General features: G+C 54.7%; 21 protein-coding genes and 1 tRNA gene. 16 read left to right on the forward strand and 6 right to left on the reverse strand.

From position 1 onward, the window contains the following. Positions 1–23 precede the first annotated feature (23 nt). The 4 genes from pheT to FHR27_RS03970 all read left to right on the forward strand — a co-directional run bounded on the left by pheT (position 24) and on the right by FHR27_RS03970 (position 3,212). The gene (gene pheT / locus FHR27_RS03955; RefSeq protein WP_179537846.1) at positions 24–2,402 is read left to right on the forward strand and encodes a phenylalanine--tRNA ligase subunit beta; all 2,379 of its coding nucleotides are present in this window, start codon (positions 24–26) and stop codon (positions 2,400–2,402) included. Between the two features lie 3 nt (positions 2,403–2,405). Further along, positions 2,406–2,708, forward strand: coding sequence for an integration host factor subunit alpha (gene ihfA / locus FHR27_RS03960; protein WP_013791841.1), 303 nt, complete (start codon positions 2,406–2,408; stop codon positions 2,706–2,708). Continuing rightward, complete coding sequence (locus FHR27_RS03965) at positions 2,689–3,045, forward strand: MerR family transcriptional regulator (RefSeq protein WP_042552872.1); 357 nt, start codon at positions 2,689–2,691, stop codon at positions 3,043–3,045. Before ihfA ends, FHR27_RS03965 begins: the two co-directional genes overlap by 20 nt. Positions 3,046–3,135: 90 nt before the next feature. After that, positions 3,136–3,212: transfer RNA gene (locus FHR27_RS03970), tRNA-Pro, on the forward strand. Between the two features lie 134 nt (positions 3,213–3,346). On the opposite strand, the gene FHR27_RS03975 is transcribed toward FHR27_RS03970, so the two are convergent. Then, the gene (locus tag FHR27_RS03975) at positions 3,347–3,814 is read right to left on the reverse strand and encodes a hypothetical protein (protein WP_179537847.1); all 468 of its coding nucleotides are present in this window, start codon (positions 3,812–3,814) and stop codon (positions 3,347–3,349) included. Between the two features lie 304 nt (positions 3,815–4,118). Between FHR27_RS03975 and FHR27_RS03980 the strand changes: the two genes are divergently transcribed. From FHR27_RS03980 to FHR27_RS04000, 5 genes are read left to right on the forward strand one after another with little or no spacing between them, the layout of a single operon-like run. After that, positions 4,119–6,989 carry a Z1 domain-containing protein gene (locus FHR27_RS03980; RefSeq protein ID WP_179537848.1) on the forward strand — a complete coding sequence of 957 codons (2,871 nt, stop codon included), beginning with the start codon at positions 4,119–4,121 and terminating at the stop codon, positions 6,987–6,989. Positions 6,990–6,992: 3 nt separating this feature from the next. Beyond that, positions 6,993–9,038: a hypothetical protein gene (locus tag FHR27_RS03985; protein ID WP_179537849.1), complete on the forward strand. Its 2,046-nt coding sequence runs from the start codon at positions 6,993–6,995 to the stop codon at positions 9,036–9,038. After that, on the forward strand, positions 9,035–9,994 hold the full coding sequence (locus tag FHR27_RS03990) for a hypothetical protein (RefSeq protein WP_179537850.1): 960 nt from the start codon (positions 9,035–9,037) through the stop codon (positions 9,992–9,994). The genes FHR27_RS03985 and FHR27_RS03990 overlap by 4 nt, the downstream gene beginning before the upstream one ends. Continuing rightward, a complete protein-coding gene (locus FHR27_RS03995; RefSeq protein ID WP_179537851.1) occupies positions 9,991–10,689 on the forward strand; it encodes a hypothetical protein in 699 nt (232 codons plus the stop codon). Before FHR27_RS03990 ends, FHR27_RS03995 begins: the two co-directional genes overlap by 4 nt. Further along, positions 10,682–11,596, forward strand: a complete 915-nt coding sequence (locus FHR27_RS04000) for a PD-(D/E)XK motif protein (RefSeq protein WP_179537852.1) — start codon at positions 10,682–10,684, stop codon at positions 11,594–11,596. The genes FHR27_RS03995 and FHR27_RS04000 overlap by 8 nt, the downstream gene beginning before the upstream one ends. Positions 11,597–11,867: 271 nt before the next feature. Here FHR27_RS04000 and FHR27_RS04005 read toward each other — a convergent pair whose 3' ends face one another. After that, positions 11,868–12,410 carry a very short patch repair endonuclease gene (locus FHR27_RS04005; protein WP_306456066.1) on the reverse strand — a complete coding sequence of 181 codons (543 nt, stop codon included), beginning with the start codon at positions 12,408–12,410 and terminating at the stop codon, positions 11,868–11,870. A 243-nt stretch (positions 12,411–12,653) separates the two neighbouring features. On the opposite strand from FHR27_RS04005, the gene FHR27_RS04010 reads away from it, so the two are divergent. The 4 genes from FHR27_RS04010 to FHR27_RS04025 all read left to right on the forward strand — a co-directional run bounded on the left by FHR27_RS04010 (position 12,654) and on the right by FHR27_RS04025 (position 19,872). After that, complete coding sequence (locus FHR27_RS04010; protein WP_257026806.1) at positions 12,654–14,360, forward strand: DNA cytosine methyltransferase; 1,707 nt, start codon at positions 12,654–12,656, stop codon at positions 14,358–14,360. A gap of 537 nt (positions 14,361–14,897) precedes the next feature. Beyond that, on the forward strand, positions 14,898–15,950 hold the full coding sequence (locus FHR27_RS04015; protein ID WP_179537854.1) for a hypothetical protein: 1,053 nt from the start codon (positions 14,898–14,900) through the stop codon (positions 15,948–15,950). Between the two features lie 1,104 nt (positions 15,951–17,054). Next, positions 17,055–17,777 (forward strand): hypothetical protein, encoded by a 723-nt coding sequence (locus FHR27_RS04020; protein ID WP_179537855.1) that lies wholly within the window; start codon positions 17,055–17,057, stop codon positions 17,775–17,777. A gap of 469 nt (positions 17,778–18,246) precedes the next feature. Then, complete coding sequence (locus tag FHR27_RS04025) at positions 18,247–19,872, forward strand: methyl-accepting chemotaxis protein (RefSeq protein ID WP_179537856.1); 1,626 nt, start codon at positions 18,247–18,249, stop codon at positions 19,870–19,872. Between the two features lie 270 nt (positions 19,873–20,142). Here the strand turns inward: FHR27_RS04025 and FHR27_RS04030 are convergent, their stop codons facing one another. Beyond that, complete coding sequence (locus FHR27_RS04030; RefSeq protein ID WP_042552876.1) at positions 20,143–20,418, reverse strand: hypothetical protein; 276 nt, start codon at positions 20,416–20,418, stop codon at positions 20,143–20,145. 347 nt (positions 20,419–20,765) lie between these two features. Here FHR27_RS04030 and FHR27_RS04035 point away from each other — a divergent pair, with 347 nt between their 5' ends. Next, positions 20,766–21,014, forward strand: a complete 249-nt coding sequence (locus FHR27_RS04035; RefSeq protein WP_179537857.1) for a hypothetical protein — start codon at positions 20,766–20,768, stop codon at positions 21,012–21,014. A gap of 144 nt (positions 21,015–21,158) precedes the next feature. On the opposite strand, the gene FHR27_RS04040 is transcribed toward FHR27_RS04035, so the two are convergent. Next, positions 21,159–21,422 (reverse strand): hypothetical protein, encoded by a 264-nt coding sequence (locus FHR27_RS04040; RefSeq protein ID WP_179537858.1) that lies wholly within the window; start codon positions 21,420–21,422, stop codon positions 21,159–21,161. Between the two features lie 158 nt (positions 21,423–21,580). Between FHR27_RS04040 and FHR27_RS04045 the strand changes: the two genes are divergently transcribed. Further along, positions 21,581–21,826 (forward strand): hypothetical protein, encoded by a 246-nt coding sequence (locus FHR27_RS04045; protein WP_179537859.1) that lies wholly within the window; start codon positions 21,581–21,583, stop codon positions 21,824–21,826. A 15-nt stretch (positions 21,827–21,841) separates the two neighbouring features. Here FHR27_RS04045 and FHR27_RS04050 read toward each other — a convergent pair whose 3' ends face one another. Next, positions 21,842–22,756 carry an alpha/beta fold hydrolase gene (locus FHR27_RS04050; RefSeq protein WP_179537860.1) on the reverse strand — a complete coding sequence of 305 codons (915 nt, stop codon included), beginning with the start codon at positions 22,754–22,756 and terminating at the stop codon, positions 21,842–21,844. Positions 22,757–22,872: 116 nt separating this feature from the next. Here FHR27_RS04050 and FHR27_RS04055 point away from each other — a divergent pair, with 116 nt between their 5' ends. Beyond that, positions 22,873–23,808 carry an AraC family transcriptional regulator gene (locus FHR27_RS04055; protein ID WP_179537861.1) on the forward strand — a complete coding sequence of 312 codons (936 nt, stop codon included), beginning with the start codon at positions 22,873–22,875 and terminating at the stop codon, positions 23,806–23,808. A 61-nt stretch (positions 23,809–23,869) separates the two neighbouring features. On the opposite strand, the gene FHR27_RS04060 is transcribed toward FHR27_RS04055, so the two are convergent. After that, positions 23,870–24,898 carry a LacI family DNA-binding transcriptional regulator gene (locus tag FHR27_RS04060; protein ID WP_042552882.1) on the reverse strand — a complete coding sequence of 343 codons (1,029 nt, stop codon included), beginning with the start codon at positions 24,896–24,898 and terminating at the stop codon, positions 23,870–23,872. Positions 24,899–25,253: the final 355 nt, after the last annotated feature.

The following is a 25,253-nucleotide window of genomic DNA, read 5'->3' on the forward strand; positions in this document are numbered from 1 at the left end:
ATCGGATCAGGAGAACAGACAGTATGAAATTCAGTGAACAGTGGCTGCGTGGCTGGGTAAGCCCGCAGGTTTCCCGTGACGAACTGGTCGCGCGCCTCTCCATGGCCGGCCTCGAAGTCGACAGCGTCAGCCCGGTGGCCGGCGCCTTCAGCGGCGTGATCGTGGGCGAGGTGCTGAGCACCGAGCAGCACCCGGACGCCGACAAGTTGCGCGTGTGCCAGGTCAGCAACGGCAGCGAAACCTTTCAGGTCGTGTGCGGCGCGCCAAACGTGCGCCCCGGCCTGAAGATTCCGTTCGCCATGATCGGCGCCGAACTGCCCGGCGACTTCAAGATCAAGAAGGCCAAGCTGCGCGGCGTCGAGTCCAACGGCATGCTCTGCTCGGCGTCCGAGCTGCAGATCAGCGAAGAAAACGACGGCCTGCTCGAGCTGCCGGCCGATGCGCCGGTTGGCCAGGACATCCGCGAGTACTTCGAACTCAACGACGTCAGCATCGAAGTCGACCTCACCCCCAACCGCGGTGACTGCCTGTCGCTGGCCGGTCTGGCCCGTGAAGTCGGCGCCCTGTACGACGTGCCGGTAACTCGCCCGCAGGTCGCTGAGGTTGCCCCGGCTCTCGACGACGTGCGCCCGGTCGAGGTGCTCGCCACCCAGGCCTGCCCGCGTTACCTGGGTCGCGTGGTGCGCAACGTCGACCTGTCCAAGCCGACCCCGCGCTGGATGGTCGAGCGCCTGCGCCGCGCCGATGTGCGCAGCATCGACGCCGCCGTCGACATCACCAACTACGTGATGCTCGAGCTCGGCCAGCCGATGCACGCCTTCGACCTCGACGTGATCCGGGGCGGCATTCGTGTGCGCATGGCCGAAGAGGGCGAGAAACTGGTACTGCTCGACGGCCAGGAAGTCACCCTGCGTGCCGACACCCTGGTCATCGCCGACCATGAGCGCGCCCTGGCCATCGCCGGCGTGATGGGCGGTGTGCACAGCGGCGTCAGCGACAGCACCCGCGACCTGTTCCTCGAAAGCGCCTTCTTCGACACCATCGCCGTCGCTGGCAAGGCCCGTTCCTACGGCCTGCACACCGACTCCTCGCACCGCTTCGAGCGCGGCGTGGACTGGCAACTGGCCCGCGAAGCCATGGAGCGCGCCACCTCGCTGCTGCTGGAGATCGTCGGCGGCGAAGCCGGCCCGATCATCGAAGCGGTCGCCGAGGCGCAACTGCCGGCCATCGCACCGATCAGCCTGCGTGCCGAGCGCGTCGAGCAGATGCTCGGCCTCAAGCTCGACGACGAACTGATCGTCAAACTGCTCTCCGCACTGGGCCTGGGTATCGAAGCCCAAGGGGCAGGGCAGTGGCAGGTCAAGGTACCGAGCCACCGCTTCGACATCAGCCTGGAAGTCGACCTGATCGAAGAGCTGGCCCGCCTGTACGGCTACAACCGCCTGCCGGTCCGCTACCCGCAAGCGCGCCTGGCGCCGCAGACCAAGGCCGAAGCCGTGGCTGACCTGCCGGTGCTGCGCCGCCTGCTGGTGGCCCGTGGGTATCAGGAAGCGATCACCTACAGCTTCATCGATCCCAAACTGTTCGAACTGTTCAGCCCAGGCGTGCAGCCGCTGACCCTGGCCAACCCGATCTCCGCCGACATGGCCGCCATGCGCGCCTCGCTGTGGCCGGGCCTGGTCAAGGCCGTGGAGCACAACCTCAACCGTCAGCAGTCGCGCGTGCGCCTGTTCGAAAGCGGCCTGCGCTTCGTCGGCCAGCTGGACGAACTCAAGCAGGAGCCAATGCTCGCTGGCGTGATCACTGGCAGCCGCTTGCCGGAGAGCTGGGCCCATGGCCGTGACAGCGTCGACTTCTTCGATGCCAAGGCAGACGTCGAAGCCCTGCTGGCTGCAGCTGGCGACATCGGCAGCTTCGCCTTCGTGCCGGGCGAGCACAGCGCCCTGCATCCGGGCCAGACCGCACGCATCGAGCGGGAAGGGCGCCTTGTCGGCTACGTGGGTGCCATCCACCCGGAACTGGCCAAGACCCTCGGCCTCGATCAGCCGCTGTTCCTGTTCGAGCTGGTGCTGAGTGAAATCACCCAGGGCCGCATGCCGGCATTCAGGGAGCTGTCGCGCTTCCCCGAAGTGCGCCGCGACCTCGCCTTGCTGGTCGACCGCGACGTGCCAGCCCAGCATTTGCTGGCCGATATCCGTGCCCAGGCAGGGGAATGGCTCACCGACCTAAGGTTGTTTGATGTTTATCACGGTAAAGGTATTGATCCGCTTAGAAAAAGCCTCGCCGTTGGCTTGACCTGGCAGCATCCATCGCGCACTCTAAATGACGATGAGGTGAGTACCGCAACCCAGAACATCCTCACCTCCCTGGAACAAAGGTTCAACGCCACGTTAAGGAACTAGCGTATGGGGGCACTGACGAAAGCTGAGATGGCCGAACGTCTGTACGATGAACTGGGCCTGAACAAGCGAGAAGCCAAGGAACTGGTGGAGCTCTTCTTCGAAGAAATCCGCCAGGCCCTGGAACTCAATGAGCAGGTGAAACTCTCAGGCTTCGGTAACTTCGATCTGCGCGATAAGCGTCAGCGCCCCGGTCGTAATCCAAAAACAGGGGAGGAAATCCCTATCACGGCCCGCCGTGTAGTGACTTTCCGCCCCGGCCAGAAGCTCAAAGCCAGGGTCGAAGCATATGCTGGAACCAAGTCATAACGACGAATTACCTGTCATACCCGGCAAACGGTATTTCACGATCGGCGAGGTCAGTGAACTCTGTGCGGTGAAACCGCACGTGCTTCGTTACTGGGAGCAGGAGTTTCCGCAGCTGAACCCGGTGAAGCGTCGCGGCAACCGTCGGTATTACCAGCGCCAGGATGTGCTGATGATCCGCCAGATCCGCGCCTTGCTGTACGACCAGGGCTTCACCATCGGTGGCGCACGCCTGCGCCTGACCGGCGAAGAAGCCAAGGACGACACCACCCAGTACAAGCAGCTCATCAAGCAGATGATCGCCGAGCTGGAAGATGTCCTCCTCGTACTGCGCAAATGATTTTCTGAAGAAAAACCTTCCGTAATTCAGATGCTTAGTATATAGTTCCTCCCGCTTTCGGCTAACGCCAAAGGCACCAGCAACACCCGTCGGGGCGTAGCGCAGCCCGGTAGCGCACTTGCATGGGGTGCAAGGGGTCGAGTGTTCGAATCACTCCGTCCCGACCAAATAATCCCAACATCGAAGCTCGATCAGAAATGATCGGGCTTTTTTGTTTGTGCGTTTTATACCGATTCAGCCTCTTTGGCAGCCACTCCTCGTGCATGTATGCGCGAGAGGCTGGGGCTGGCCAGAGGAGAGGTCAGCGGCGCCTCAGGGCGGCGAGGAAATCACGCTCACCGTCCTCGCCCCACCAAGTGGCAGATATCACGCCGCCTAGATCCCGTAGCTGTCGCAGTAGCTCCAGAAACGATTCGATCTCCGCCTGACCCCATTCCGGACCCATTCGATAGTCCAGTACCAGGCCTTCAGCGGATACCCAGACCCCCAAGTCGGGTATCTCCTGTCCAGTCACGCGGATACCACCGAGAACCACGTGAAACGGGTCGGCCTGCTCCGAGGCCACCAGCAAGGCGTCGGCTGCGCCAGAGAACGGCTTTTCACTCTGCGTCGCGCGCATCCAAAGATAGCCGCCATCAATGGTGGCGTTTTGTGCTCCGCATTCGTACAGGAGCTCGAAGGCTTTAGCTGCCAAGGTGGTTGTAGGGTAGTTCGCCTCTATCTCGGGAAGGGAGCCGTCGTTGGTTGAAAAGTACTTCGTCAGGACCATGTAGTTGCAGTCTCGGTTGACATCTTGACTTTGCAGTGCAGGTAGTTGAGCTCTGCAGAGTTGTGTGGGCTTTGAGCTACTGTGAGGCGCCTGGTTTTGTTCATGGCTCTCCTAGGGGCTGGACGTTATAAGAATCTTCATAGCTTGAACCAAGCTCTGCGAGCGGCTGAGTTGGTCGGCATCTGAAATTGAATTGGCAGGCTGCCGCTGCTATGCATTTGATATTTCCGGTGCCTGACAGCGTGATTTTGCAAGGTTGGCGGCGCTGTGCCACTATCCTTGTCCCTGACTTGGATGTAGGGCGATGTTCCCGATTCAAGTTGCCCTTTTGAATGCAGTAGGGATGCTAATGATTGATTACAGTATTGACCCAGCTTACGACAAATGCCGCGCGTTCATTGATAGTTGGCGCTTAAATGGCAGGAGTTGGGAGGAAATCGCCATGCTCGGTCGGCTGGGGGGATCACTTCAAAAGGTCAATGAATGGCTTCTGTCGCAGGAGGAAATGGCCGGCTGGCCTTCGCTGGGTAAGAGTTCCGAGGAGCGGTTTGAATGCTGGGGGGAGATCGTTCGGCGTAAGCAACAGGCCGAACAGCAATCTGTTGCAGCTGCAAGGCCGCTGATTTTTGTGGGGCCGGAAGAGGCCGAGCCCGGCATGGCTGTGCCCCAAGATGCCCGGAGTGCTTGGCAGCTTTACAGAAAGTATTTGATCGCGCAGGGGTGGAAGGGAGCCTCAGTTGATAATATTCAGAAATCTGCTGTGCGCATCCTCCAACACCTTCGGCAGACCACGCAGGGTCGCAAAGCAGTAAAAGGACTGGTAGTAGGGCATGTGCAGTCCGGCAAGACAGCTAATATGGCTGGCCTGATCTCCATGGCGGCAGACTATCGATGGAATCTGTTCGTTGTGTTAACTGGAACACTCGAGAACTTGCGGGTGCAGACAAGCAAGCGTCTGGTCGGCGACCTATTCCAACACGATGGGAATGTCAGCTGGAAGGCGATCGAGCATCCTTCGAGGAACAGCCCATATGGTGCCCGTGCGCAGGATATGCAGTTCGACGCAGGCCGAAGAGATCGTCATCTTGTCGTTTGTCTGAAGAACCCGGCCCGCCTAAGACATCTCATTGCGTGGATCAAGGCACACCCGGTGGGAATGTCGCAGATGCGGCTTGTTGTGATTGATGACGAGGCAGATCAGGCGGGTATCAATTCTAATGACTTTTCAAAGGCTGAGCGTACGGCCATTAATAAACTCATCCTTCAGCTGATCAGTCTTCCGTTGCAGTGCGTTAATTACGTCGCGTTTACTGCTACACCGGCTGCAAACTTTCTCAATGAAGGACCAGGCGATACGCTATACCCATCGGATTTCATCGCGGCGCTGCCGCAAGCGGATGAGCATTTTGGAGCTGTACAGATTTTTGGTTATGATGAAAATGAGAAGGAGCCGCTTGGAATAGTCCGTGAAATCACCAATAGTGATCTGGAGCAGGTTGGTAGCCTTCACAAGGGAGAAACCTTGGTATTGCCTCAGGCGCTGCAACAGAGTCTGATCTGGTACTTATGTTGCGTTGCAGTGATGAGATTATCCGGTGCTGTAAAGCCTGTAAGCATGTTGATCCACACCAGCGCAAGACAGCTTCATCATCGCTATGTAAGCGAAGCTGTGCAGGCAGCGCTAGAAGCTTGGTCGAAGTATGGTGATGATCAATTGGCAGAAAATTTTAGGCCAGTGTGGGACCGCGTTTCTTCAGGGCTTGATGTTGCGCAATTTACTGAGCGTTTTCCTGACTACGGGCGAATCTCTGAACTTCGAGAGTTGCCGAGTTTTGACAGATTTTCTGCAGAAATCCACACACTTCTAGATACGGTTACGGCAATTCAGTTGGATGAGAACGCCAATCGGATGTATCACCGCGGCACCCATGTGTGTGTCGATAACTGCGCTAATAACGGCGTCACCGATGAGAACGAAGTTCGACGGTTGTTCTATCCTGATCCCGATCAAGGCTTGAATTTTTGCACGGCGTTCATAGTTATCGGCGGCGGCACGCTTTCGAGGGGACTAACGATTGAAAATCTGGTCAGTACTTTTTTCCTTCGCGGCTCGGCGCAAGCGGATTCTCTCATGCAAATGGGGCGGTGGTTTGGTTATCGCAGAGGCTACGAATTGCTGCCGCGTATTTGGATGACTGATGATACGAGAAGAAAATACGAGTTCATGACAGTCGCGGAGGAAGAGCTTCGTGATGATCTGCAGCGCTTCATGCATGGCGGCGCTAAACCGGAGGAATTCGGGCCTCGGGTACGTGTGCATGCGCGGCTCGCCTGGATTCGGCCGACAGGTGCAAATAAGATGCAGCGCGCGATCGAAGCAGAATTTGATTTTTCGGGAATCAATCGACAAACAACAGTTTTCCACGACGGCGATGATGCTACCGCATTGCTCAATACTAATTTGTCATTGACTGAGGAGTTTCTTGCAGGTGCAGGCTGCAGACTCCAAGAGTCTGAACTAAAGGGGACCAATAGCCTTGTTTGGCGCGATGTTGAGGTTAGTCATATAGCTCATTACCTAGGCGGCCTGTCGTTTCATCCCGGGAATCAGTTCTTCTCTGACATGAATGCCTTTCTTGAATGGCTCAGTGAGAATTCTGAAAAAGCTGGCTACATGAAATGGAACGTCGTCGTGGCGGGCAGCACACCGAGTCCGCAAAACAGCTGGGAGGTTTCTGGCAAAACTGTTGGTCGGATCAATCGAAGCCGCTTCGCAGATAAACGATCGGATAATGGTGTGTCCATTGGTGCGCTGAGAGATCCGAAAGATCTTCTGGCCGATGCCCAAGGCCTTGATGAGAAGGATATTTCTAAGGCAGGTTTCAGAAGCTCTGAGGTAGCAAACCTTCGTGGTCAAGGTGGTGTTGGAACAGTACCTCAACTGTTGATTTATCTCATCGATCAGAACAGCGTAGCACGTACTCCAAAGGTTGCTGCTGCGGCGCGACGGAAGAGAGAAGCGCTTAATGCCAAAGCACATATAGTCGGTATCAGTCTTTATCTACCAGGTTCGCAAGGCAAACAGAAAAATTATGTAACCCACGTCACGGTTAATATCCCGGATACCTTCACGATATCGGAAGAAGATCTGGAAGAAACGGTAAGCGTGATCTGACTTATGAAATATTACAGCCTCCAACTGCAGCCAATGCAGGAGTCAGGTGCATTTTTGCTTCGCGCGCTGCAGAACGAAGAAACACCATCGCTAGATTTATTAGTTCGAGAGTCCATTCAGAACGCGCTTGACGCAGGGCGCGATGGTAATGAAAGTCAGCCGGTTTCGGTGGATTTTCATTTTCGCGAGCACTCGCTGGACGCGATTGCTTCTACTTTCAGTGATGGACTGAATTTGCAGATCCTCAGGGAGCGGTATCCTCGCACTCCAAGGGTACTTGAAATTCGTGATTCAAATACCGAGGGTTTGACAGGGCCGATGAGTTTCGAAAGCGTCGAGGCTACAGGTCAGCACGGAAATTTTCTGAAGCTAGTGTTCGAAATCGGCAGGACTCACTCGGACGATGGTTCGGGTGGTTCTTGGGGGCTGGGCAAGACCTGCTACTTCCGCATGGGAGCTGGCTTGGTGATCTACTACAGTCGCATCAAGACGGCAATAGGGTATGAGGAGCGACTAGTAGCTTCGCTGGTGGAGGATGAAGGCCGTGCTGACCGCCTGCTGCTTAAGACGCAAACTGGAATTGCTTGGTGGGGGGCTGATGATAGCCTACGAGCCATCACGGCACCGGAGCAGATTCACGAAATTCTGGAGACGTTGGGCACTCAGCCATTTTTAGGTAAATCGACAGGAACAGCAATAATCATTCCATTGCTCAGGGAAAATCTGTTGCCTGTTTTCGATGAGGAAGGTGGGCCTGCACCATGGTGGTACAGCAGTTACGAAAATTACGTGAATGTTGCTATTCAGCGCTGGTTTAGTGCGCGCTTGGATAATCCCCTCTTTGCCACTGGGAGATATTTGAATGCATCCGTGAATGGCAAGGATATAACCAGCGCTGACATGCTGCCGGTATTTCGTGTTAGCCAGTGCTTATATGATCGCGCGATAGGAGCGGCGGCGGAGGAAAAAGACTATCTGGCGATCAGAGGTGTGAAGAGCAACGAGGTACTCTGCAGAGCGATTCAATTGCGCGGTGAGTTCGTTGGCAGTGGTCAGGCGGGTAGATTACTTGCCGTGGCAATGGCTCCAAGCCAGCTACAGATGGATGCACCAGACAACGTACCCAGCCCAGAAACCTGCATCTTCTCCAAGATAGATAGTGGCGCGCCCCGTCGACCGATAGTGACGTTCATGCGCTCTCCAGGGATGAACATCTGTTGGGATGACAGTATCGATTCGCGAGGCTGGGGCGGTGGGTTTACAGGATTTTCTGATGGTCGATATGTTGTCGCGCTCTTTCTACCAGATTCGGAGCAAGAGCTGCTCCCATCCGAAGCCCGGGGCTTGCGCTCGACCATACAGAGTCTTGAAAGTTATCTGAGGAGTTGCGAGCGTGCGGATCATGCCGCTTGGATAGACGTAAACGGCGGGCGAGTGGTTGAAAAGATCCGCGCCCAATGTGGTCGGGCCTTGAAGGATTTTGGTGTGCCGCCTCAGCCCAGCGTTACCGTCAAACCTCTGATGCGGATTTCACGCAAACTTGCCGAACTTGTACTGCCCAGTCGTGGGTTTGGCGGGGATGGGCGATTTGGCAAAGCGTCGCCGCGTGCTGCTATCGGACAACGCCCTCGAGGAGGTTCGGTACATACGCCCGACTTGGAGATAGTGGCGGTCAGGTACGCAGCATCCTCTATCGTCATGGAGTGGTGTTTGAGATGGGGGATGGTGCAGCTAGACGTACCGAGGGAAATCACTGTTTCTGTGGACTCCGAAGCCGGCCCGATCACCTTTGATAAATGGTTCGAAAGCGGGCTCGGAGCATTTCCGTTTCGATTGGAGTCACTCAGCATCAGTAGTGCGGTTGCTTTTATAGAAAGCATGGAAATTGCCGATGGGACTGGCATCAGACTCGCGGCTGCTGCCACGCCTGTACAGCAGGAGTTGGTGCTGGAGGGGGAGCTTCACGTGAGGATGACTGAATCCGGTGGCAAGTTGTTGCGGCCGGTAGTTGGTGTCCGAATTGCGGCTCAAAATGGAGCGGGGGAATGAGTACTCGGCTACCTCTGTATCGAATGCTGAATGCGCCACTCGGCGGCGTAAGCGATCTCGAAGTGAGCTATAAATTTCGGTCACATGGCGGTATTGATCCTGGCGCTATTGCGGTTGGTGATGATCAATTTGCCTTGGGCAAAGACAGTGACTGGAACCCGGCCGAACATTCCTTGGGGGTTCAATGTTTGATCGCGCGGGCTCTACTGCAGGAAGCCATTTTCGGCATTGACGGTGTAGCGAGCCCGGATGCAGAAGTGTTGCTGGCGTTGGAGTGGGTATCTGCTGACTCCTGCTGGCGGACGCTCGGGCACGTTCATGTTCTACGAGGCAAGGATGAAGACGGCACCGTAGTGCTCAGCATAGAGTTGGAGCCCGGTACGGTCAGGGGGAGCGGTTTTCTCTGTATTCAAGCTTTTCTTGGTCAATGCTCGGTAGAGTTCGTACCCGGATTTGCGCATCAGTCAGGTGCGCGTCTGGGCTCTTTGGCGCAACCAATCGAAGTCGTTATTGACGGTGACGGTTCCCTGTTTCCCGTGTTGGAGGAACCTCTGGGTGCGAAGGGGCCTCTGTGGGAATTGAAAGCCTGCTGGAGCGACCCTCAGGGTGAGCCATTCTCCAGCGACTATGTCGCACTTGTACTGAACAACGCTCACCCGCATTTTGAACAGTTGCGTGATCGCAGGGCAGTGAATATCGAGCAGTCGCCTTTGATGCGTCAGGTGTTTGCAGCTTGGCTTGCGTTGGTCATTTCTCAGGTCAAGGCAGAAATGGGGCCGCATTTCGACACATACCTGAGCGCGCCAGACGCCGGTGAAGGTATCGCCAGTATTGCAGACGCGGTGCACTCATTCATTCGCTTGGGTGATCTGAATACAAGCTCCGTTCCGGAGTTGTTTGTATCTACCCAACGCTGGCTTGATCGAAGGGTCCAAGAGCTGGAGAAAGATCAATGAACTTTCCGACATTGAATCTCAAGCTGTCGCAGCGCCATTTTGACGAGATGATCAGAAGCGATGCATTTCTCCCGGAGGTACCCAATCCGGAAATGGAAGAGTTACGCCGACAACTACTTGCCGTTGTGTCGCTCTATGACCCCTTGGCGGGGAGCAATGCTTTAGGGCCTGGCGCCTATGACATGAAAGTTGGTCTTGCCTTGTATCGAACATTGGCGGGGGCTGGCATGGATATTCGTACTGCCGCAGATGATGGCTGGTGGCGCTTTCTGTCTCTTAGGGTACTGCCGGATCTAGTGAAAAGTCGTTGGAACGGCGCACCGCCAGTGCGGTTCTGGAAAGGTCGAAGCCGCATCTGGTTGCGGGCGATGTGGTGGACCGTCCACCTGACATGGCAGGGAACCGAGGAAAACACTCGAAAGATATTGGAGAGCGTTACAACAGATACGGTCGTGCAACTGGTCGAGCGTCCTGGTAAGGGTGGTTTCAGGATTGATTTGACACGGCTGATTTTCAAGATGCGGCGGTTGCGCCAACCCTCCCAAGATCAGTTCAGGGCAATCATGAAACTCAATACAGCGCAAATCGTCTTGAAGGAACCTGTGTTTTGCGAGGGTGGTTTGTTCGGCTACGTCGACGCGCTTTTTGCTGATGTGGGATGTGCCCCTGTAGGGCTGAATAGCGATTATGAGTAATTTGTTGAAAGAGATTCAGGAAGGCTTTGCCAACCTTGATCAGAGTGGCCGGATGCTGCCTATCCAAGCGATGCCATTAAATTGTCCCGCGTGGATCTTCCGTGAAGGCGATAGCTTTGGTGTTGCAGTTGAGTGCTCTAAATCTCAAGAAATCTCAGAAGGATTTGCTGGTGCCAGACTCCGAACAGTAGAGCGTGTTGTTGCGGGGCAGCATCGGCGTTTCCTGCGGCTAGAATCGTCGATTGAATGGCTTCGCAACGAATTCGGGTTGATCTGCGAGCATATGATCAGCATCGAATCTGGCATCGCCGTACGCCACGCGCTGCTGGCTGATCCGCTAGCATGGTGGCAAAGGTGGCGGCATCTGCTTGGCAACGCATTGGTCGACAAGCATGGTTATGAAGTGCTCGCCGAGCTGCTGGCTTTGGAAGCGTTGGTCATTAAAGGGATCGCCTTTGAGTGGAGTGGTCCTTTCGGCGGTGTGGTTGACGTTAATACTCCAGCAACTGATTACGAAATTAAGTCGACGATCAGCCGCTACGGGACTGTGATAAACATATCTGGTCAGTTTCAGCTGGCTGCATCATCCGGTAAGCCGTTACAGCTAGTTCATTGTAGATTTGAGCCGGTTGATGGCGGTCTGTCGATCGATCTTGTTTGCGATCGTCTCGTTGTGCTTGGCGTCGATGCAGCCATGCTCGAAGGGGCTCTGCTGCGTCTTGGTATGGAGGCAGGATGTTCCGCGCGTAAAGAAGGATATAGGTTGCTAGAAGCAAGATCTTATGTTGTTGATGAAAGTTTTCCCAAGATAACACCTGAGAGTTTTATAAATGGGGTCTTGCCGGCAGGAGTTGTTCAGCTCGAATATAGGGTTGATCTCTCGGGTCTGAAGTCAAGTCAGTTGTAATTGCCAGTGATAGTTGTATATTGTCTTTGTTGAGGAGGTTTGCTCATGCCTTGGAGACTATCAATAGTAATTTTTTTGTGTTGCCTTGATGGTTGTGCGATTGCCTCTTTTGCTTGATAGTGCAGGTCTGGAAAGCACAGTGTGCTGTAGCAATACGCTTCACTAACCCTCAAGCTCAGTCTGTCTAATTATGTTGGTTTAATTTTCTTGCAACTAGCGATGATGCAGCAGCCTATTTCATAGAAAAATTGGTTGGATTAGTAAATTGAGCTTAATTTTGAGTTTTAGGCGCCGAAAGAAAGGCGGGCCAAGAGATGTATTTTTCGTTAAAATTTGGTACGGCCTCCAAAAGCCATTTCATTTCTGCTTCTTGCTTGCGGATTCCGCATTCCCAAAGCTCAAAAACCCGCCAACCTTGCCTCAATAGCTCGTTCCTGTTTCTAATGTCACGATTCAAATTCTGCTCAAATTTCAGACGCCAGAAGTCTTCGCGAGAGCCAGGGTTCGTCGCGTACTTGCACCCCGGGTGCCTGTGCCAGAAGCAGCCATGAACGAATATGCAGAGCCGGTAGCGAGGTAAAACCACGTCGGGGCGACCTGGGAGCTCACGTGGGTGCAATCGATACCTGAACCCGTGGCTATGGAGCATTTTTCGAACCTTCATCTCCGGGACCGTATCGCTGCTGCGTATGTTGGCCATCATGCGAGACCTGACTTCTTTACTGACTATGTCCATGTATCCTCTCCCAAAATCCGCTTGTAGAATCATACGACCTTTGAAATCCCTTAATGCGCATTCTAGGCTAATCGGCATTGGCTACCTTTCGCTGGACAAAAGACGATTGTTTTTGGTGTTTCTGGTCGCGAGCATGGCTTGAGGCTCTGTTTTTCCCTCAGCAAGAAGTCTGTTGTTGGGACTGCTGACCCTAGCAAAGCATGCGCCAAGGGCGTTATAGCGGCTGCGAACGATGCTGGAGCTGCGCTGCTGCGCCAATCCTGGTAGAGTACCGAGGCTATGCTACCTAAGCTGTTGCCATTCCTGATTTTTTGAACAACGATGCCAATGATTCAATACCAGAATTTCCTCTTCCCGCCGAAGGCGATCGACGAGCCAGCTGTGGCTCTTGAAGATGCTATCCAAATCGTCGACCTTTTTGCCGGCCCTGGCGGATTGGGTGAGGGTTTTTCATCCTCTGGGGATGGCAAGCATTTCGATATCATCGTTTCTGCCGAAATGGATCCTGTTGCTAGGAGAACGTTAAGGCTGCGTGCTTTTTACCGTTTGCTCAAGCGTGAGTACCCTGAAGGGCTGCAGGATTACTATCGGTACTGTAATGGAGAGGCGGCAGAGCCTAGCACTGCCGAGACAGCTGAGTTCTGGAATCGTGCGGAGCGAGAGGCACGACAAATAACCTTGGGTTCAGAGCAAGGCGATAGGGAGTTGAATGAGCTCATCAACGCCAGATTAAATAAGGAAGGTCGCCCATGGGTACTTATTGGTGGGCCTCCATGCCAAGCGTATTCGATTGTTGGGAGAGCCAGAAACCAAGCCAAGCAGGGTTATGTTCCTGAAGATGATCATCGGCATTTTCTGTACAAAGATTATCTGCGAATCATCAAGGATTATCGGCCGAGTGTTTTCGTCATGGAAAATGTTAAAGGGATTTTGTCTTCCAAAGTTGGTGGTAAAGGGATATTCAAGCAAATTTTGCAGGATTTGGTGGACCCTACCAAGGCATTGGATAATGCCGAGGGCGGTCAGAAATACAAAATTTGTTCTCTCGTTTCCGAGGAGTCATTCAGCTCTTCGGAATCTATAGACAGAGTGAAGCCAAAGTCTTTTATCATCGAAGCAGAAAAATACGGCATTCCACAAGCTCGCCATCGAGTAATTCTTCTAGGAATAGCACTCGATGAGCATGGTAATGTTCCATCACATGAACTCTTGAAACCAGCTGACCCCGTATCGGTTAAACAAGCTATTGGTGGGCTACCTAGGCTAAGAAGTAAGCTGTCACGACGTTTGGACTCCCAAGAGGCTTGGTATAGGGTTGTTTCCGATGAAGTAGATGATTTGTTGCATTACGCGGAACTTGAAAATGGTGAGTTGATTAGACCTCTGCGCGATACCCGACAATCACTTCTCAGTGCGCCGAACAGTCCAGGCAGCGATCGAGTAGTAAAGGAGTTGGGGCAAGGTAGTACTGGCGTGCCATCCCTAGACGCTTGGTATCAGGATCCCAATATTAAGTATTGGATGAGTCATGATGCGCGTGGTCATATGCCGTCTGACCTCAGACGATACGCATTCGCAAGCACCTTCGCTTTGCACAATAAATATTCTCCAAAGGGCCATCAGCAATTCTCACTTCCTGGCCTCGCTCCCGCTCACAAAAATTGGGAAAGCGGCAAGTTTAGTGATCGCTTCAGGGTACAGCTTGAAGGGCTTCCAGCAACTACTATCACTAGCCATATTTCTAAGGATGGGCACTATTTTATCCACTACGATCCAGCCCAATGTCGTAGTCTAACTGTTCGTGAGGCGGCACGGCTTCAAACATTTCCGGATAACTATTATTTCGAAGGAAATCGAACTCAAAAATATCACCAAGTAGGTAATGCAGTGCCGCCTCTTTTGGCAAACAAGATAGCAAAAATTGTATATGACGTTGTATGTCGGCGGATTGTTGAGAAGCAGGATTTTATGAGCAATCAATTATTGCAAAATGAAAAATTTTTGCCGCTGATAGCAGACCTTGATTAGATTCTTCAGTGCCCTCAGCGAGCCGAACTCATCCCTTTCACCGTCCTGCCTGATTAGATGAGACGGAAATCTGCAATATTAGTAACTGAGGAAAGGGGCAGCTGCCGCCAGTATTATTACTAAAACGCGCCAAGTTATCGGGCGCTTTTTTTAGTGCTAGCATTTTTAATGCTCTTTAGCATGATTTGCCAGTATTCGTCTCTGGAGCTTTGGCGGCGAGCATCATCTTCGGCGGCGGATAAAGTGCTTGTGGTAACTCTGTATCTGCGGTCGAATTTGGTCAAGCGTTTCAGGTTCAGTGGTTAGGTGAAGAGGGTGTAGGCGTCAGGGTCTTATGCATGTCGTTGAAGTTTAGCTACTTCATTGGTGAAGCTAAGGGGTTGTTGCCGATAGCATGTATGGTTAAAAGATTCTCTTTTGAAAGTCTTTGGAATTTTTATCAGAAACTTGATGCGTGCAAGATTTGACGCTTGCCTGGTGTGTGATAATGATTTTCCTACCATTTTTGGTGGGCGTTTAATTTAAAAGGATTCTTCTATGTCTAGGGCGCGTCTCATATGGGCCTATGAGTTTCGAAAACTCGGTGTATTTTACCGAGAGAACTGGATTTTTATGGCCGCAGGTGTTTTAGCATTGTCCGTTGTTGCTGTTCATATTTATTTTGTAGGGCAAGGTATTCCTCTAAGTATCATGTCTTCTGATGTGATTGTGGGGCTTCCTGCTTTGTTTGTTCTTGTTTCCTTTTCGGCGATGGCGTTAACTCTGACCTTATCAGCTCCAATTGGAGTTCTATTGGTCGAAAGTAAAGCTTTTCGGAACAGCATAGTGGGCGCTCCTGTAGTAATTAACTCTGGATCGAATTGTAAGGATACCCATCCGGGCACGCTTTTGTTTAATTGGATTTTAGGTCTTTTGTTTGTAATGCTAATTACCATGGCAATGTTGCTTTGGGATTGGCCATACTTAAGTGGAAACTACCTGCTCTTGTCATCTATTGCACTGGCAGTCATGATGTTGACTCAGATATTGGTTGTTTCGCATAGTGATCCTGGTTTTTGGATGTTTCGCGTTAAGGAAAACATTTTTTTTGTGTTTTTTTGTTCTTCGGCTCAAGTAGTGGTTTTAATAGGCGTTGGTGCAATCCTAGAGAGATGGCTTGGGGAAAACAATGCTCAGCTGGTCGTGGCTTGTTTTGTTGCTATGATTGTTCTTGCGTTTTTACAGGTTACGACCGCTGTCGTTCTTTCTAAGTTTTCTCAGGGTGGCGGGATTCTAATTCGTGCAAGCTATGTGGCAGGTTTCGCAATGGTCGTGATTAGTGTTTATTCTCCGATTAATAATTTCTTTGTTGGGTATGTGCTTGGCGTTGGGGCGATGGGCGGGCGAGGTTGTGTTGTTTATACTTGGCGAGATGACGAAGGCGTAGTTAAAGAACTTTCTGATGCTGGTTTCAGAAAAAGTGTTAATTTGCGTGTTCCGGCGTCAAGTACGGATTATTTCTACGCTCGCCCTTGGGATGATGAGTCTAAAAATATCTATGTGATTCCGCGCTCTGATATCTTGAAAATTGAGGATTGTGCACGCAAGTGATGTAGGCGAAAGCTGAACTGTTGTTTATTTTTTTGAGCTATTAAATTCAAGGCACGCCTAAGCGGCCTCGAGTCATTTCATTACAAGAGCCCTAAATAACTCCTTATTTCCTCAAGCTGGTTTTGTAAACAGATTTTCAATCAGTCATGATCGCGGTTGTGGAAAAGCCGTTTAGGAATGTTTACTTCCTTCCTGCGCTTCACAAAGCACCCTTCGATACGGCACCACCATCTCGTCGACCAAGTCCTTCAAATAGCACTGCCACATGTATCTGCATACTGTATAGGGGCTCGTCTTTCTTTCTGATGACCCCGTCGAAAAGGTCCCATAACAGATTGGCACACAGTTCTGCTCCTCGGCATCAGCGCTTCACCCCAGGCGACGCTGCAACCAGCCGTGCAACCAGCGGTGATGGCTGATGTAGAGTTGTTCGAAGGGAGAGACTAGACCATCGTCATACATGTCAGGCTCATTGGGTGGCAATGATAATTATTACTGTTCTTGTGTCGTGGTATTACGCTCGTACAGTGCTTGCAAAATACATTTTTGGTATTTGACACTTTTGCCATCGTTGGAGCCTGCCCTAGGTGCTATCTTGACGATCAGACAGCACTTATCGACAACGATTGGCGTTAAAGCCAAATTAGACCGTGGTCGTTCGGACTGTCGCAGTCTCACAATGGTGCCGATCCGCTTCAACTATTGAGCCTGATTTATTCGGTTGGTCTTCAGGGTGTGTATACGCTACTTCCTGTGCTAACAACAATGTGTCGCCCAAACCTCTGAGCAATCGCAAGTGTGCTGACGAGGCGTGATGGTTCACGAACACGGATTACTATGTTGTAGGAGGTTCCTTGTCACCTCGCCAAGTGCATCCGCAGCATTGCATAGCGTACAGAACTTAATGCTTGGAGGCGTACCTCTGAAATTAAGTCATGCCTCATTTGAATATCGATAAAACGTGCCGCTGGAATTTTTAAATCAGATAAGCGAATTAATTTGTGCATTGCTCTTAGCCTGGTTTCCCAAACCTAGGCTGGCCTCCATTAGGGTATTGGGGGCACTTGGGCCAACTTAAACCAATACTCTTTAAATGGACGATCTATGAAATCTTCGCTGAAGGTTGCTTTGTGGATAGGGTTTTGCGTCTTGGCCGGATGTAGTGCAACGGGCATTTCCGACGTTGAGATGGCGGGGTTGACGTCGCCTGCTGGTGCGATCGTTCCCGTGACAACACCAAGGCCAGTGAAGACGATGCAAATTTATGGTGGGCAAGCTGGTGGGAGTCAAGAAAGTGAAGTGTGGTCGCTTACTTCCAAGCAGATCCGGGAGCGCCTGACGACTACCGATGTGATTGTCAGCATTGAGCAGTATGACAACAAGGGCTCATTCAGGTATCTGGGAGCTGAGTCGAGCGCGGGAAAGGGGCGCTACAAGGTTATCTTTGACTACGGTGCTTCCAGGATCGAAAACGTGGATGCGGGCGGCAATCGATCTGTTACAGGTCGTATCGGAGTCGGCTTCAGGATAACTGCAGAGCTCAACACCAAGGCGAGCAACCTGGATTTGAGTGGGTTGATGCCGATAGCTTTCGCGGTTCAGAACAACAAAGCTTTTGGAAAGATTCACTTCCAAGCCTATGGCATGAGCCATGACAAGCTGCCGCTGGTAGTTCCGCACAGTGGAGCTATCGACTCTTCGTCCATTCAGAAAGCTTTGGAAGCGGTAGGTGCAGTGAAGACGCTTATAGATCTGGATGAGACGAAGCTTGAGCCTTACCTCATTGGAATCGTTGAGAATCCATCTTTACAGGTACCCGGTTACTGAGATCATCAGGATAAAAATCACTGGTAGGGTGCTTTCATGGTGCTCTGCCGATGTCCGTTACCGGATATCGCTGCTGGTGAGGCTGAGTCTGGTCAGAGGAGAGGGGCTGCGAGGGGCAGGCAAAGGCTACTAGAGTCGTCCGGCTCTAAGATGACAGAGGCCGAGTTCGGCAGCGCAAAGCACGGATCGCTGACCGGTTACCTTGAGTCGGAATTGGCGAAGCAGCTCTTCAAGTTCCTACAGCGGAGGTCGATAGCCAGTAGTGCCTTTTCAAAAGTCGACCAGTGCCGTCCATGACGCGGGTAAGACGCAGCCGACACCGCCAGAGAAAAGTGGTACACGCGCCATCCGGTGCAAGGACGCTTCTTTAGCTCATGCGTGAAAACGCAGAGCTTCTATTTTAGGACCTATGGCTTTCAGGCCGGAGCAGTTGCTCCGGCAAGCCGCCGTCCTTCTCGAGATATCCCCCATGTTCGCTAACCTGACCATTCGTATCCGTTTGGCCCTGCTCGTAATCGCCCCCCTTTTGGTCCTAATGGCGGTCATTTTTATCGCCTCGATCAACGCACAACGTATAAATGATAACTTGGGACACCTTTTCCTCGACAGAATGAAGCCCATCAGCCAGCTGAAGATTGTGTCGGACAGCTATGCAGTCAGCATGGTCGATACCCTTCACAAGTACCGTGCCGGTTTAACCGACGAGGTGCGCTTGAATCAGGAGTTCAATACGGCGCTGCTGCGCGGCAACAAGGCTTGGGAGGAGTACCGGGCCACTCAGCTGACAGATAGAGAGAGAACGATGGTCAGCGAGGTGGATGGTGCGCTGATGCACGTACGTGATGTTTCTCAGGCGTTCATCCGAGCCGTCAACGATGGCACCTTACGGACGATGGAAAGTCAGCGTTTCAATACCATTCTTTATGAGGCCTTCGACCCACTAGGAGCCAAGCTTTCCAGCTTGATTGATCTGCAACTGAGTGAGGGCCAGGCGCTCTATGTCGCTTCTGATTTGCAGTACCAGGCAGTGGTAAAAACATTCCTGGTGATCGGAGCCGCATCGTTGGTAGGCCTACTGGTCGCGGCGGTGCTAATAAGCCTCTCCATCATTCGCCCACTGTCAGGGCTGCGCAGCGTTATTACAACGGTCCAGCAGACTTCGAACCTCACCCTGCGCGCCAATGGAGTTGGTCGAGATGAGGTGGCTGAAACTGCCCGTGCTTTCAACTCCCTGATCGAGCATCAGCGGGCTCTGATTCTTGATCTTTCTGCAACGGCGACACAGCTCTCCGGTGCTTCCGAGGAAATGAGCGCGATCAGCGCCCAGGTTAGCCAAACTGCAACGCTTCAGGGAGACCAAACACATATGGTTGCTGCCGCTGTGCATGAGATGAGCATGGCGGTCCAAGAGGTGGCTAGTAACGCACTCTCTACTGCAAACAGCGCATCTAATGCTAACCGACAGGCCCAAGAAGGCGGTGTGTTGGTGCAGGCGAGTGTTGAGTCTGTACAAGGGGTCTCGGTATCTGTGGCTCAGGCTGGCGAGGTAATCGATAGCCTGCATGCGCAAAGTGGTGAAATCAGCAAAGTGCTAGGTGTGATTCAGAGCATTGCGGCGCAGACCAACTTGCTGGCCCTCAATGCTGCGATTGAAGCTGCGCGGGCCGGCGAAGCGGGGCGCGGCTTTGCGGTCGTAGCGGATGAAGTCCGTGGTTTGGCGAGTAATACCCACACTGCGACCGAGTCGATCAGGAGCATGATTGATGCGCTTCAAAGTGGAGCTCGTGCCGCGGTGGCTGTAATGCAGGAGTCGCGCGAACACGTCCAGCATTGTGTGCAGCGGGCCAGCGATGCGGGTGACGCCCTGATTTCCATCACTAGCGCGGTTGAGGGAATTGCTTCCGGTAACGAGCAGATATCAACCGCAACAGAAGAGCAGACCTCAGTCGCCAACGAGATCAGCAAAAACGTTAATCAGCTCAACAGCAGCATCGCCGAGGTGGTCAACGGCGCCCAGCAAAGTCTCATCGCCAGCCGCGAACTGGCACAGATGGCAAGCCGTCTGCACCAACAGACCCAGCAGTTCGTGGTGTAGTTAGGACTAAGCGTGGCTGCGCGATTGTCGGCCACGCTGCGGTGCACCGCCGCTGCTTGGCGTTCTTCTACCCAGCGAATATCAGCAGCCGCCGGGGCGCTGCACCGCTGCCCTTGCTCATAGACAGCATCCGGCTGCATGATTTTCGTAGATCCGAGCCGGGTTGACCGGCTCAGATTTTTCATCGTAGTACCGTTAGAGGTTGCATGTTTGCCATTGTGATTTCGACGAGCATTGCTCTCGTTTGTCGAGAGTTACCGTGTTGGCCTTTTAATTATGTATTTCCCCTCCGGGATCCTCACAAAGCGCCCTTCGATACAACACCACCATCTCTTCAACCAAATCCTTGGCAAACAGCGCGGCCACATGTATCTGCATGCTGTCCTGGGGCTCGTCTTTCTTTTTGATGACCTCGTCGAAAAGGTCGCATACCAAACTGGCACGCAATTCTGCCTCGCCCTGCAAGTCGACGGCTGGGAACGGTTTTTGAGGGATAGGGCTTTGCCGTTTGGGGAAGCGAATTACACGGCAGTGCAGGTTAGTCATGGTGCACCTCCTGGCTGGAGGTGGCGGAGTCTGCTGGGTGGGCAGGGTGGTGCCCGAGTGTGAAGGCGTTATCGTGCATTTTCCTTATGCTCCTCGAATGATTAAGAACCGCTCAGGCCAAAGCCTGGCTCTTCGGCTCGCCACAGAAATGCAGCAACTCGGTAATGGATACCGGCTAAGGCAATCTGGACGCACCGCGTCTCGAACATTCGGGTTGTCACGCCCGGTCACGGGATAGACCGTGACGGACGCACTCTAGCTCGCGTGTTTTGTGATGGCAACCATAGAGGCGTGCCTTGCGTGTCTGTAACGTTCGCTGTGGGAATTTTTCACTAAGGAGTGCGGATGTGAGGCGGGCTTTGTTCGTGATCGGCGGCTTTCTCGTCGCGCTGGCTGTCGAGTTCTGTCTGTACATCGCTTTCGGGTTGCGTGCAGTCAGCTTCGGCTGCCGAAGAATCAGTGCGGATTGCTATATTCCAGCGGCTCAGTTCTCTAAGGATATGCAGACGCTTGCGGTGATGATGTTTCTGGGCACTGCAATGCTTTTGCTGTTTTATCTGCTTTATCGCGGGCTGGGGCTGCTGCTCAAAAAGTAGCTTTTCACCTGATTCCCCGAGGCCCCGCGGTTGGCTCTGGCTCTACTGGCAAGGTCATGTGCGCCAACTCTTCGCAGGTAGTGGCTCCCAGCATCACGCCGAGGCGAGGCGAAAGCCCGCAGCCGGGCTCCCGCCAGCAACCATCTACAAATCCTTCTTCAGTTCCTTGTCGATGTGTTTATCGGCCTTGTGGCGTTCCTTGCTGTCGTGGCCGATGCCTTTGTCGATTTCTTCATCACTGTGGTGCACGCCTTTTTCGAGTTCCTTGGCGTCGTGTTCGACGCCTTTGTCGAGGTCTCGATTGTCTTCGCGGATGCTTTTCTCGGCGGGGCTTTCCGCCACGGCGGCGGGTATCAGCGTGGCGGACAGGAATAGAGCGGCAGTCAGGCTAAGGGCAAGATGGCGCATAGGGATTCTCCATTTCGCTATGTTCAGCCCCTCATGGGCTGTTCATGTTGAAATCTAGTCAGAGAATCGGACGGGTCCTACGCACTTTGTCGGAATCTCGTGCTGGTGCTCCGGAATGTGCTGGCTAAACTCGAGAAAACCCCGAGAAGGAACTCGATATGACTGCCTTCGCTTCGCCACCAATTCCCCTCTCCGACATCGCTCGGGATATCGACCTCGACCTGAGCCTGGTCGAGGCCTGGGTGGCGCAGGCCCAACCCTTCTCGGATGGCAGCGGCTACACCGTGCAGTTCAGCCACGAAACGCCAGCCAGGGTCCTGGCGCTGCTGCCGGGTGTCGACAAGGCTGGCCGGCTGGTCGTGGCGTATGAGGACTCGGTCGTGCGTCAGCGGCGGCAGGGTTAGCTCCGCTATCACTCCTCACTGCTTGGCTGCAGCAGCTGCCTTCACGAAGTTCACCAGGTCCTGATTGAAACGCGCGGCCTCTTCCAGGAAGGGGGCGTGGCCTGAGTCTGCGTAGAGCTTCGATTGCGCCTTGGGATTGAGGGCCTTGGCGCGGTCGATGCTCGGTTGCACTTCAACGAGCTGGTCCTTGGCGCCGTACAACAGCAACAGCGGTACCTTCGCCTTGGGCAGGCCTTCGGTAGCGGCGGAGGTCATCGTGGGAATGCTGCGGGTCATCGGCCAGGACGCCATGGCGGCGTTGGTCAGCAGCAGCTCCATGGTCGCAGCGTCGGGCTGGGTGTGGAAGCACAGGCGCAGAAAGGTGCGCAGCGCATCGAGGTGGGTCTTCAGGTCATCGGAGGCCAGGCCGGCATACACCTCGGGGTGTGGGGTGATCAGTTTCTCGTTGAGCTCGATCACCGCGTTGACGTACACGGCGCCGCCGATCTTCGTGTCGCCGTAAGCGGCCAGGTAGTCGGACATCACCAGCCCGCCCAGGGACCAGCCCACCAGCACCGGCCGCTTGGCGCCGGTCGCCTCGAGCACGGCGGCCAGGTCATCGGCGTAGCGGCGCCCGTCGGCATAGGCGGCAGCATCATCGGGTTTGCCCGAGAGGCCGTGGCCGCGCATGTCGTAAGTGATCAGCCGGTAGCCTTGCAGGTCGGGGCTGCTGGTCTGCTGTTCCCAGTTCAGGCGGCTGCCCAGCAGGCCATGGATGAACACGATGGCCGGGCCGTCCGGGTTGCCAGTCTCCTGCACGGCGAGTTTCAGGCCGTCGGGGGCGGTGACGCTGTAGTGCTTTTCTGCAGCCATGGCGGCGGGCGACAGGGCGGCCAGCAGCAGGGCAAGCCAGATGCCGCGCAGAGTTCGGGTGAAAGGGGAGTGGTGCATGGGAGGCTCCTTATCGGCGAAGTGGATGAATTGGAGTCTAGGTCGGTGACCTGGGACGAGCTATGGCATAGAGTGCAGATCTGTTGATCTATCGTCCTGATCTGCGAGGAGCCCCGATGAGTGCCAATGACCTGATCAGCGAACTGCTGCTGGGCATGCGCCTGTGCGGTGTGCAATTTCGCAGGATGGAAGTGCCACGCCCGCTGGGTGTCGGCTTCAGCAACGAAGTAGGGCGGGCGCAGTTCCAGTTCGTCGGTCGCGGCCCGGTATGGCTGCGCAGCCCGGCTGGCGAACTGCACCGGCTCGACAGCGGCGATGCGGTGCTGATTCCCCGTGGCGGCCAGCATGCGGTGCTGTCCAGGCCAGACACGCTGAGCCGCGATATACGCACCTTCGACCCGGCTGTGCCTGCCGATGACCAGCCCTGGGAGTCGACGGAGGCTGACCAGGCGGCGGTCATCTTCAGTTGCTGCATGACGCTGGAGTTGGGTGGTATGCAGCCTCTGGTCGAGGCCATGCCGGAGGTGATGCGGGTCGACACCATCCTGCACAGCTCGCCGGAGATTCGTCCGTTACTCGATGCCATGGAGCGTGAGTCCCTGGTGCTGCTGGCCGGGCATGCGGGCATTCTTGCGCGCCTGGCGGAAGTGATCGCGGCGCTGATCGTGCGCGGCTGGGTGGCCAAAGGCTGTGGGGTGGCCACCGGCTGGATCGGCGCGATGCAGGACCCACGGCTGAGCAGGGCCCTGGTGATGATGCACAGGCACCCGGGGCGCCCGTGGACGGTGGCCTCGCTGGCCAGCGAAGCCGGGCAGTCGCGCTCGGTGTTCGCGCAACGCTTTCTACGCGCGACCGGCGTTTCGCCGCTGCGCTACCTGACGGACCTGCGCATGCGCCTGGCCCAGCAGAGCCTCAGTCATGACCACCAGGCCGTCGAAGCCGTAGCCGAGCAACTCGGCTACGGCTCACTGGCCGCTTTCAGCCGCGCCTTCAAGCGCTCGGTCGGTGTGCCGCCCGGCGCGGTGCGGGCTGGCAGGCGGGATGCCGGGTAGATGAGGGCGGCTGTTTGACTGCTACTAACCGCCCTCGATGCCGCAGTGCCTTTGTAGCCGCTCAGATTCTGTCGCTGGACTGGCGAATCATCATCTGCGTGCTGAGCAGCGCCGGTTTGATCTCGGTGCCGTTTTTCAGGTTGGCGATCAGCGCTTCGGCGCTGAGCAGGCCCATTTCCGTTGCTGGAATCGACAGTGTGGTCAGTGGCGGATCGAGGTAGTCGGCGAATTCCAGGTTGTCGTAACCTGTCACGGAGAGCTGCCGTGGCACGTCGATGCCGAGCTTCTTGCAGGCCGAGAGCACGCCGAAGGCGATCACGTCGCTGTTGCAAACGATGGCCGTTATCTCGGGGTGCTCGAGGCGGATACGGCGCAGGGTCTGTTCGCCGAAGGCGATGGTGTAGCCATCGGTGCTTTCGTAGATGGCGTGGCTGCAGCTATCCGGGTGGTTGGCCAGGGTGTCGATGAACGCCCGTTGGCGGGCCTCCTGGCGATCGTTGCCTTTCATGGGGCCGGTTAGCATCGCCATGTGCCGATGGCCAAGGCCGAGCAGGTAGTCGGTCAGTTGCCGGGTGGACTGGTAGTTGTCGAAGCCGATGAAGGGGAAGGCGCGGTCATCGAAATAGGAGTAGGTGCAGATGACCGGCATCCGGTGTTCCTGCAGGTATTTGGTCAGCGCCGGGTCGCGGATGTCACCGACCACCAGCAGCGCTTCGGCGCCGCGCTCGACCAGCAGCTTCACTTTTTCGTAGATGGCGCCGGAGTCGAAGCCGCAACTGAGCACGTAAACCACATAGCCGTACTCGGCGAGCTTGTCCTGGAAGCTCTTCACCATGGTGGCGTAAATCGAGTGGTCCAGGGTGGGGATGATGGCGCCGATGACGTTGGTTTTGCGCAGGCGCAGCGCCTTGGCCGCCGAGTTGGGCGTGTAGCCCATGCGGGCGGCGACTTTCAGGACCTTTTCCCGCACGTCGTCGCGTACGTGATGGGGCAGGTTGAAGCTGCGCGAAACGGTGGCAACGGAGACGCCTGCAGCCTTGGCGACATCCGTGACGTTGCATCGGGTCTGGTTGTTCTTGGCGATGCTCACACGTGCTCCTCTGGTGTCGTGGTGCAGTTGCTGCGTGCGCAGGATTCTGCGGGATTCAATGGGGTGCTGCATCAAAAAACTGCCCGCGTTCGTGCCGCCGGGGCTCGCCCGCTCTGAGCAGAGAGGCGTGTGCAGGGAGGCGATCAATCGCTTGCTTCGCGGTATGGGCCAAAGCCCTACGGTTTGCCTGTGAATGATTGTAATCGTTTTCAGTGCGCTGTTACCGCTTTTCGCATCGGCTTGGTGCGGTAACAGGTTGCGCGGTGCCAGACGCTGATCCGCTCGATCACGCCAAGCCGCATGAACACTGAGTCGGCAACGCAATTGGCTGGTAATGGCGCGCTTTATGCTTGGG

This window comes from Pseudomonas flavescens (genome assembly GCF_013408425.1).
Taxonomy (GTDB): domain Bacteria; phylum Pseudomonadota; class Gammaproteobacteria; order Pseudomonadales; family Pseudomonadaceae; genus Aquipseudomonas; species Aquipseudomonas fulva_A.

Bases quoted from the DNA above. Each gene is read 5' to 3' on its own strand.
- pheT (WP_179537846.1), top strand. From the start codon at position 24: ATGAAATTCAGTGAACAGTGGCTGCGTGGCTGGGTAAGCCCGCAGGTT.
- ihfA (WP_013791841.1), top strand. From the start codon at position 2,406: ATGGGGGCACTGACGAAAGCTGAGATGGCCGAACGTCTGTACGATGAA.
- FHR27_RS03965 (WP_042552872.1), top strand. From the start codon at position 2,689: ATGCTGGAACCAAGTCATAACGACGAATTACCTGTCATACCCGGCAAA.
- FHR27_RS03975 (WP_179537847.1), bottom strand. From the start codon at position 3,814: ATGGTCCTGACGAAGTACTTTTCAACCAACGACGGCTCCCTTCCCGAG.
- FHR27_RS03980 (WP_179537848.1), top strand. From the start codon at position 4,119: ATGTTCCCGATTCAAGTTGCCCTTTTGAATGCAGTAGGGATGCTAATG.
- FHR27_RS03985 (WP_179537849.1), top strand. From the start codon at position 6,993: ATGAAATATTACAGCCTCCAACTGCAGCCAATGCAGGAGTCAGGTGCA.
- FHR27_RS03990 (WP_179537850.1), top strand. From the start codon at position 9,035: ATGAGTACTCGGCTACCTCTGTATCGAATGCTGAATGCGCCACTCGGC.
- FHR27_RS03995 (WP_179537851.1), top strand. From the start codon at position 9,991: ATGAACTTTCCGACATTGAATCTCAAGCTGTCGCAGCGCCATTTTGAC.
- FHR27_RS04000 (WP_179537852.1), top strand. From the start codon at position 10,682: ATGAGTAATTTGTTGAAAGAGATTCAGGAAGGCTTTGCCAACCTTGAT.
- FHR27_RS04005 (WP_306456066.1), bottom strand. From the start codon at position 12,410: ATGCCGATTAGCCTAGAATGCGCATTAAGGGATTTCAAAGGTCGTATG.
- FHR27_RS04010 (WP_257026806.1), top strand. From the start codon at position 12,654: ATGCCAATGATTCAATACCAGAATTTCCTCTTCCCGCCGAAGGCGATC.
- FHR27_RS04015 (WP_179537854.1), top strand. From the start codon at position 14,898: ATGTCTAGGGCGCGTCTCATATGGGCCTATGAGTTTCGAAAACTCGGT.
- FHR27_RS04020 (WP_179537855.1), top strand. From the start codon at position 17,055: ATGAAATCTTCGCTGAAGGTTGCTTTGTGGATAGGGTTTTGCGTCTTG.
- FHR27_RS04025 (WP_179537856.1), top strand. From the start codon at position 18,247: ATGTTCGCTAACCTGACCATTCGTATCCGTTTGGCCCTGCTCGTAATC.
- FHR27_RS04030 (WP_042552876.1), bottom strand. From the start codon at position 20,418: ATGACTAACCTGCACTGCCGTGTAATTCGCTTCCCCAAACGGCAAAGC.
- FHR27_RS04040 (WP_179537858.1), bottom strand. From the start codon at position 21,422: ATGCGCCATCTTGCCCTTAGCCTGACTGCCGCTCTATTCCTGTCCGCC.
- FHR27_RS04045 (WP_179537859.1), top strand. From the start codon at position 21,581: ATGACTGCCTTCGCTTCGCCACCAATTCCCCTCTCCGACATCGCTCGG.
- FHR27_RS04050 (WP_179537860.1), bottom strand. From the start codon at position 22,756: ATGCACCACTCCCCTTTCACCCGAACTCTGCGCGGCATCTGGCTTGCC.
- FHR27_RS04055 (WP_179537861.1), top strand. From the start codon at position 22,873: ATGAGTGCCAATGACCTGATCAGCGAACTGCTGCTGGGCATGCGCCTG.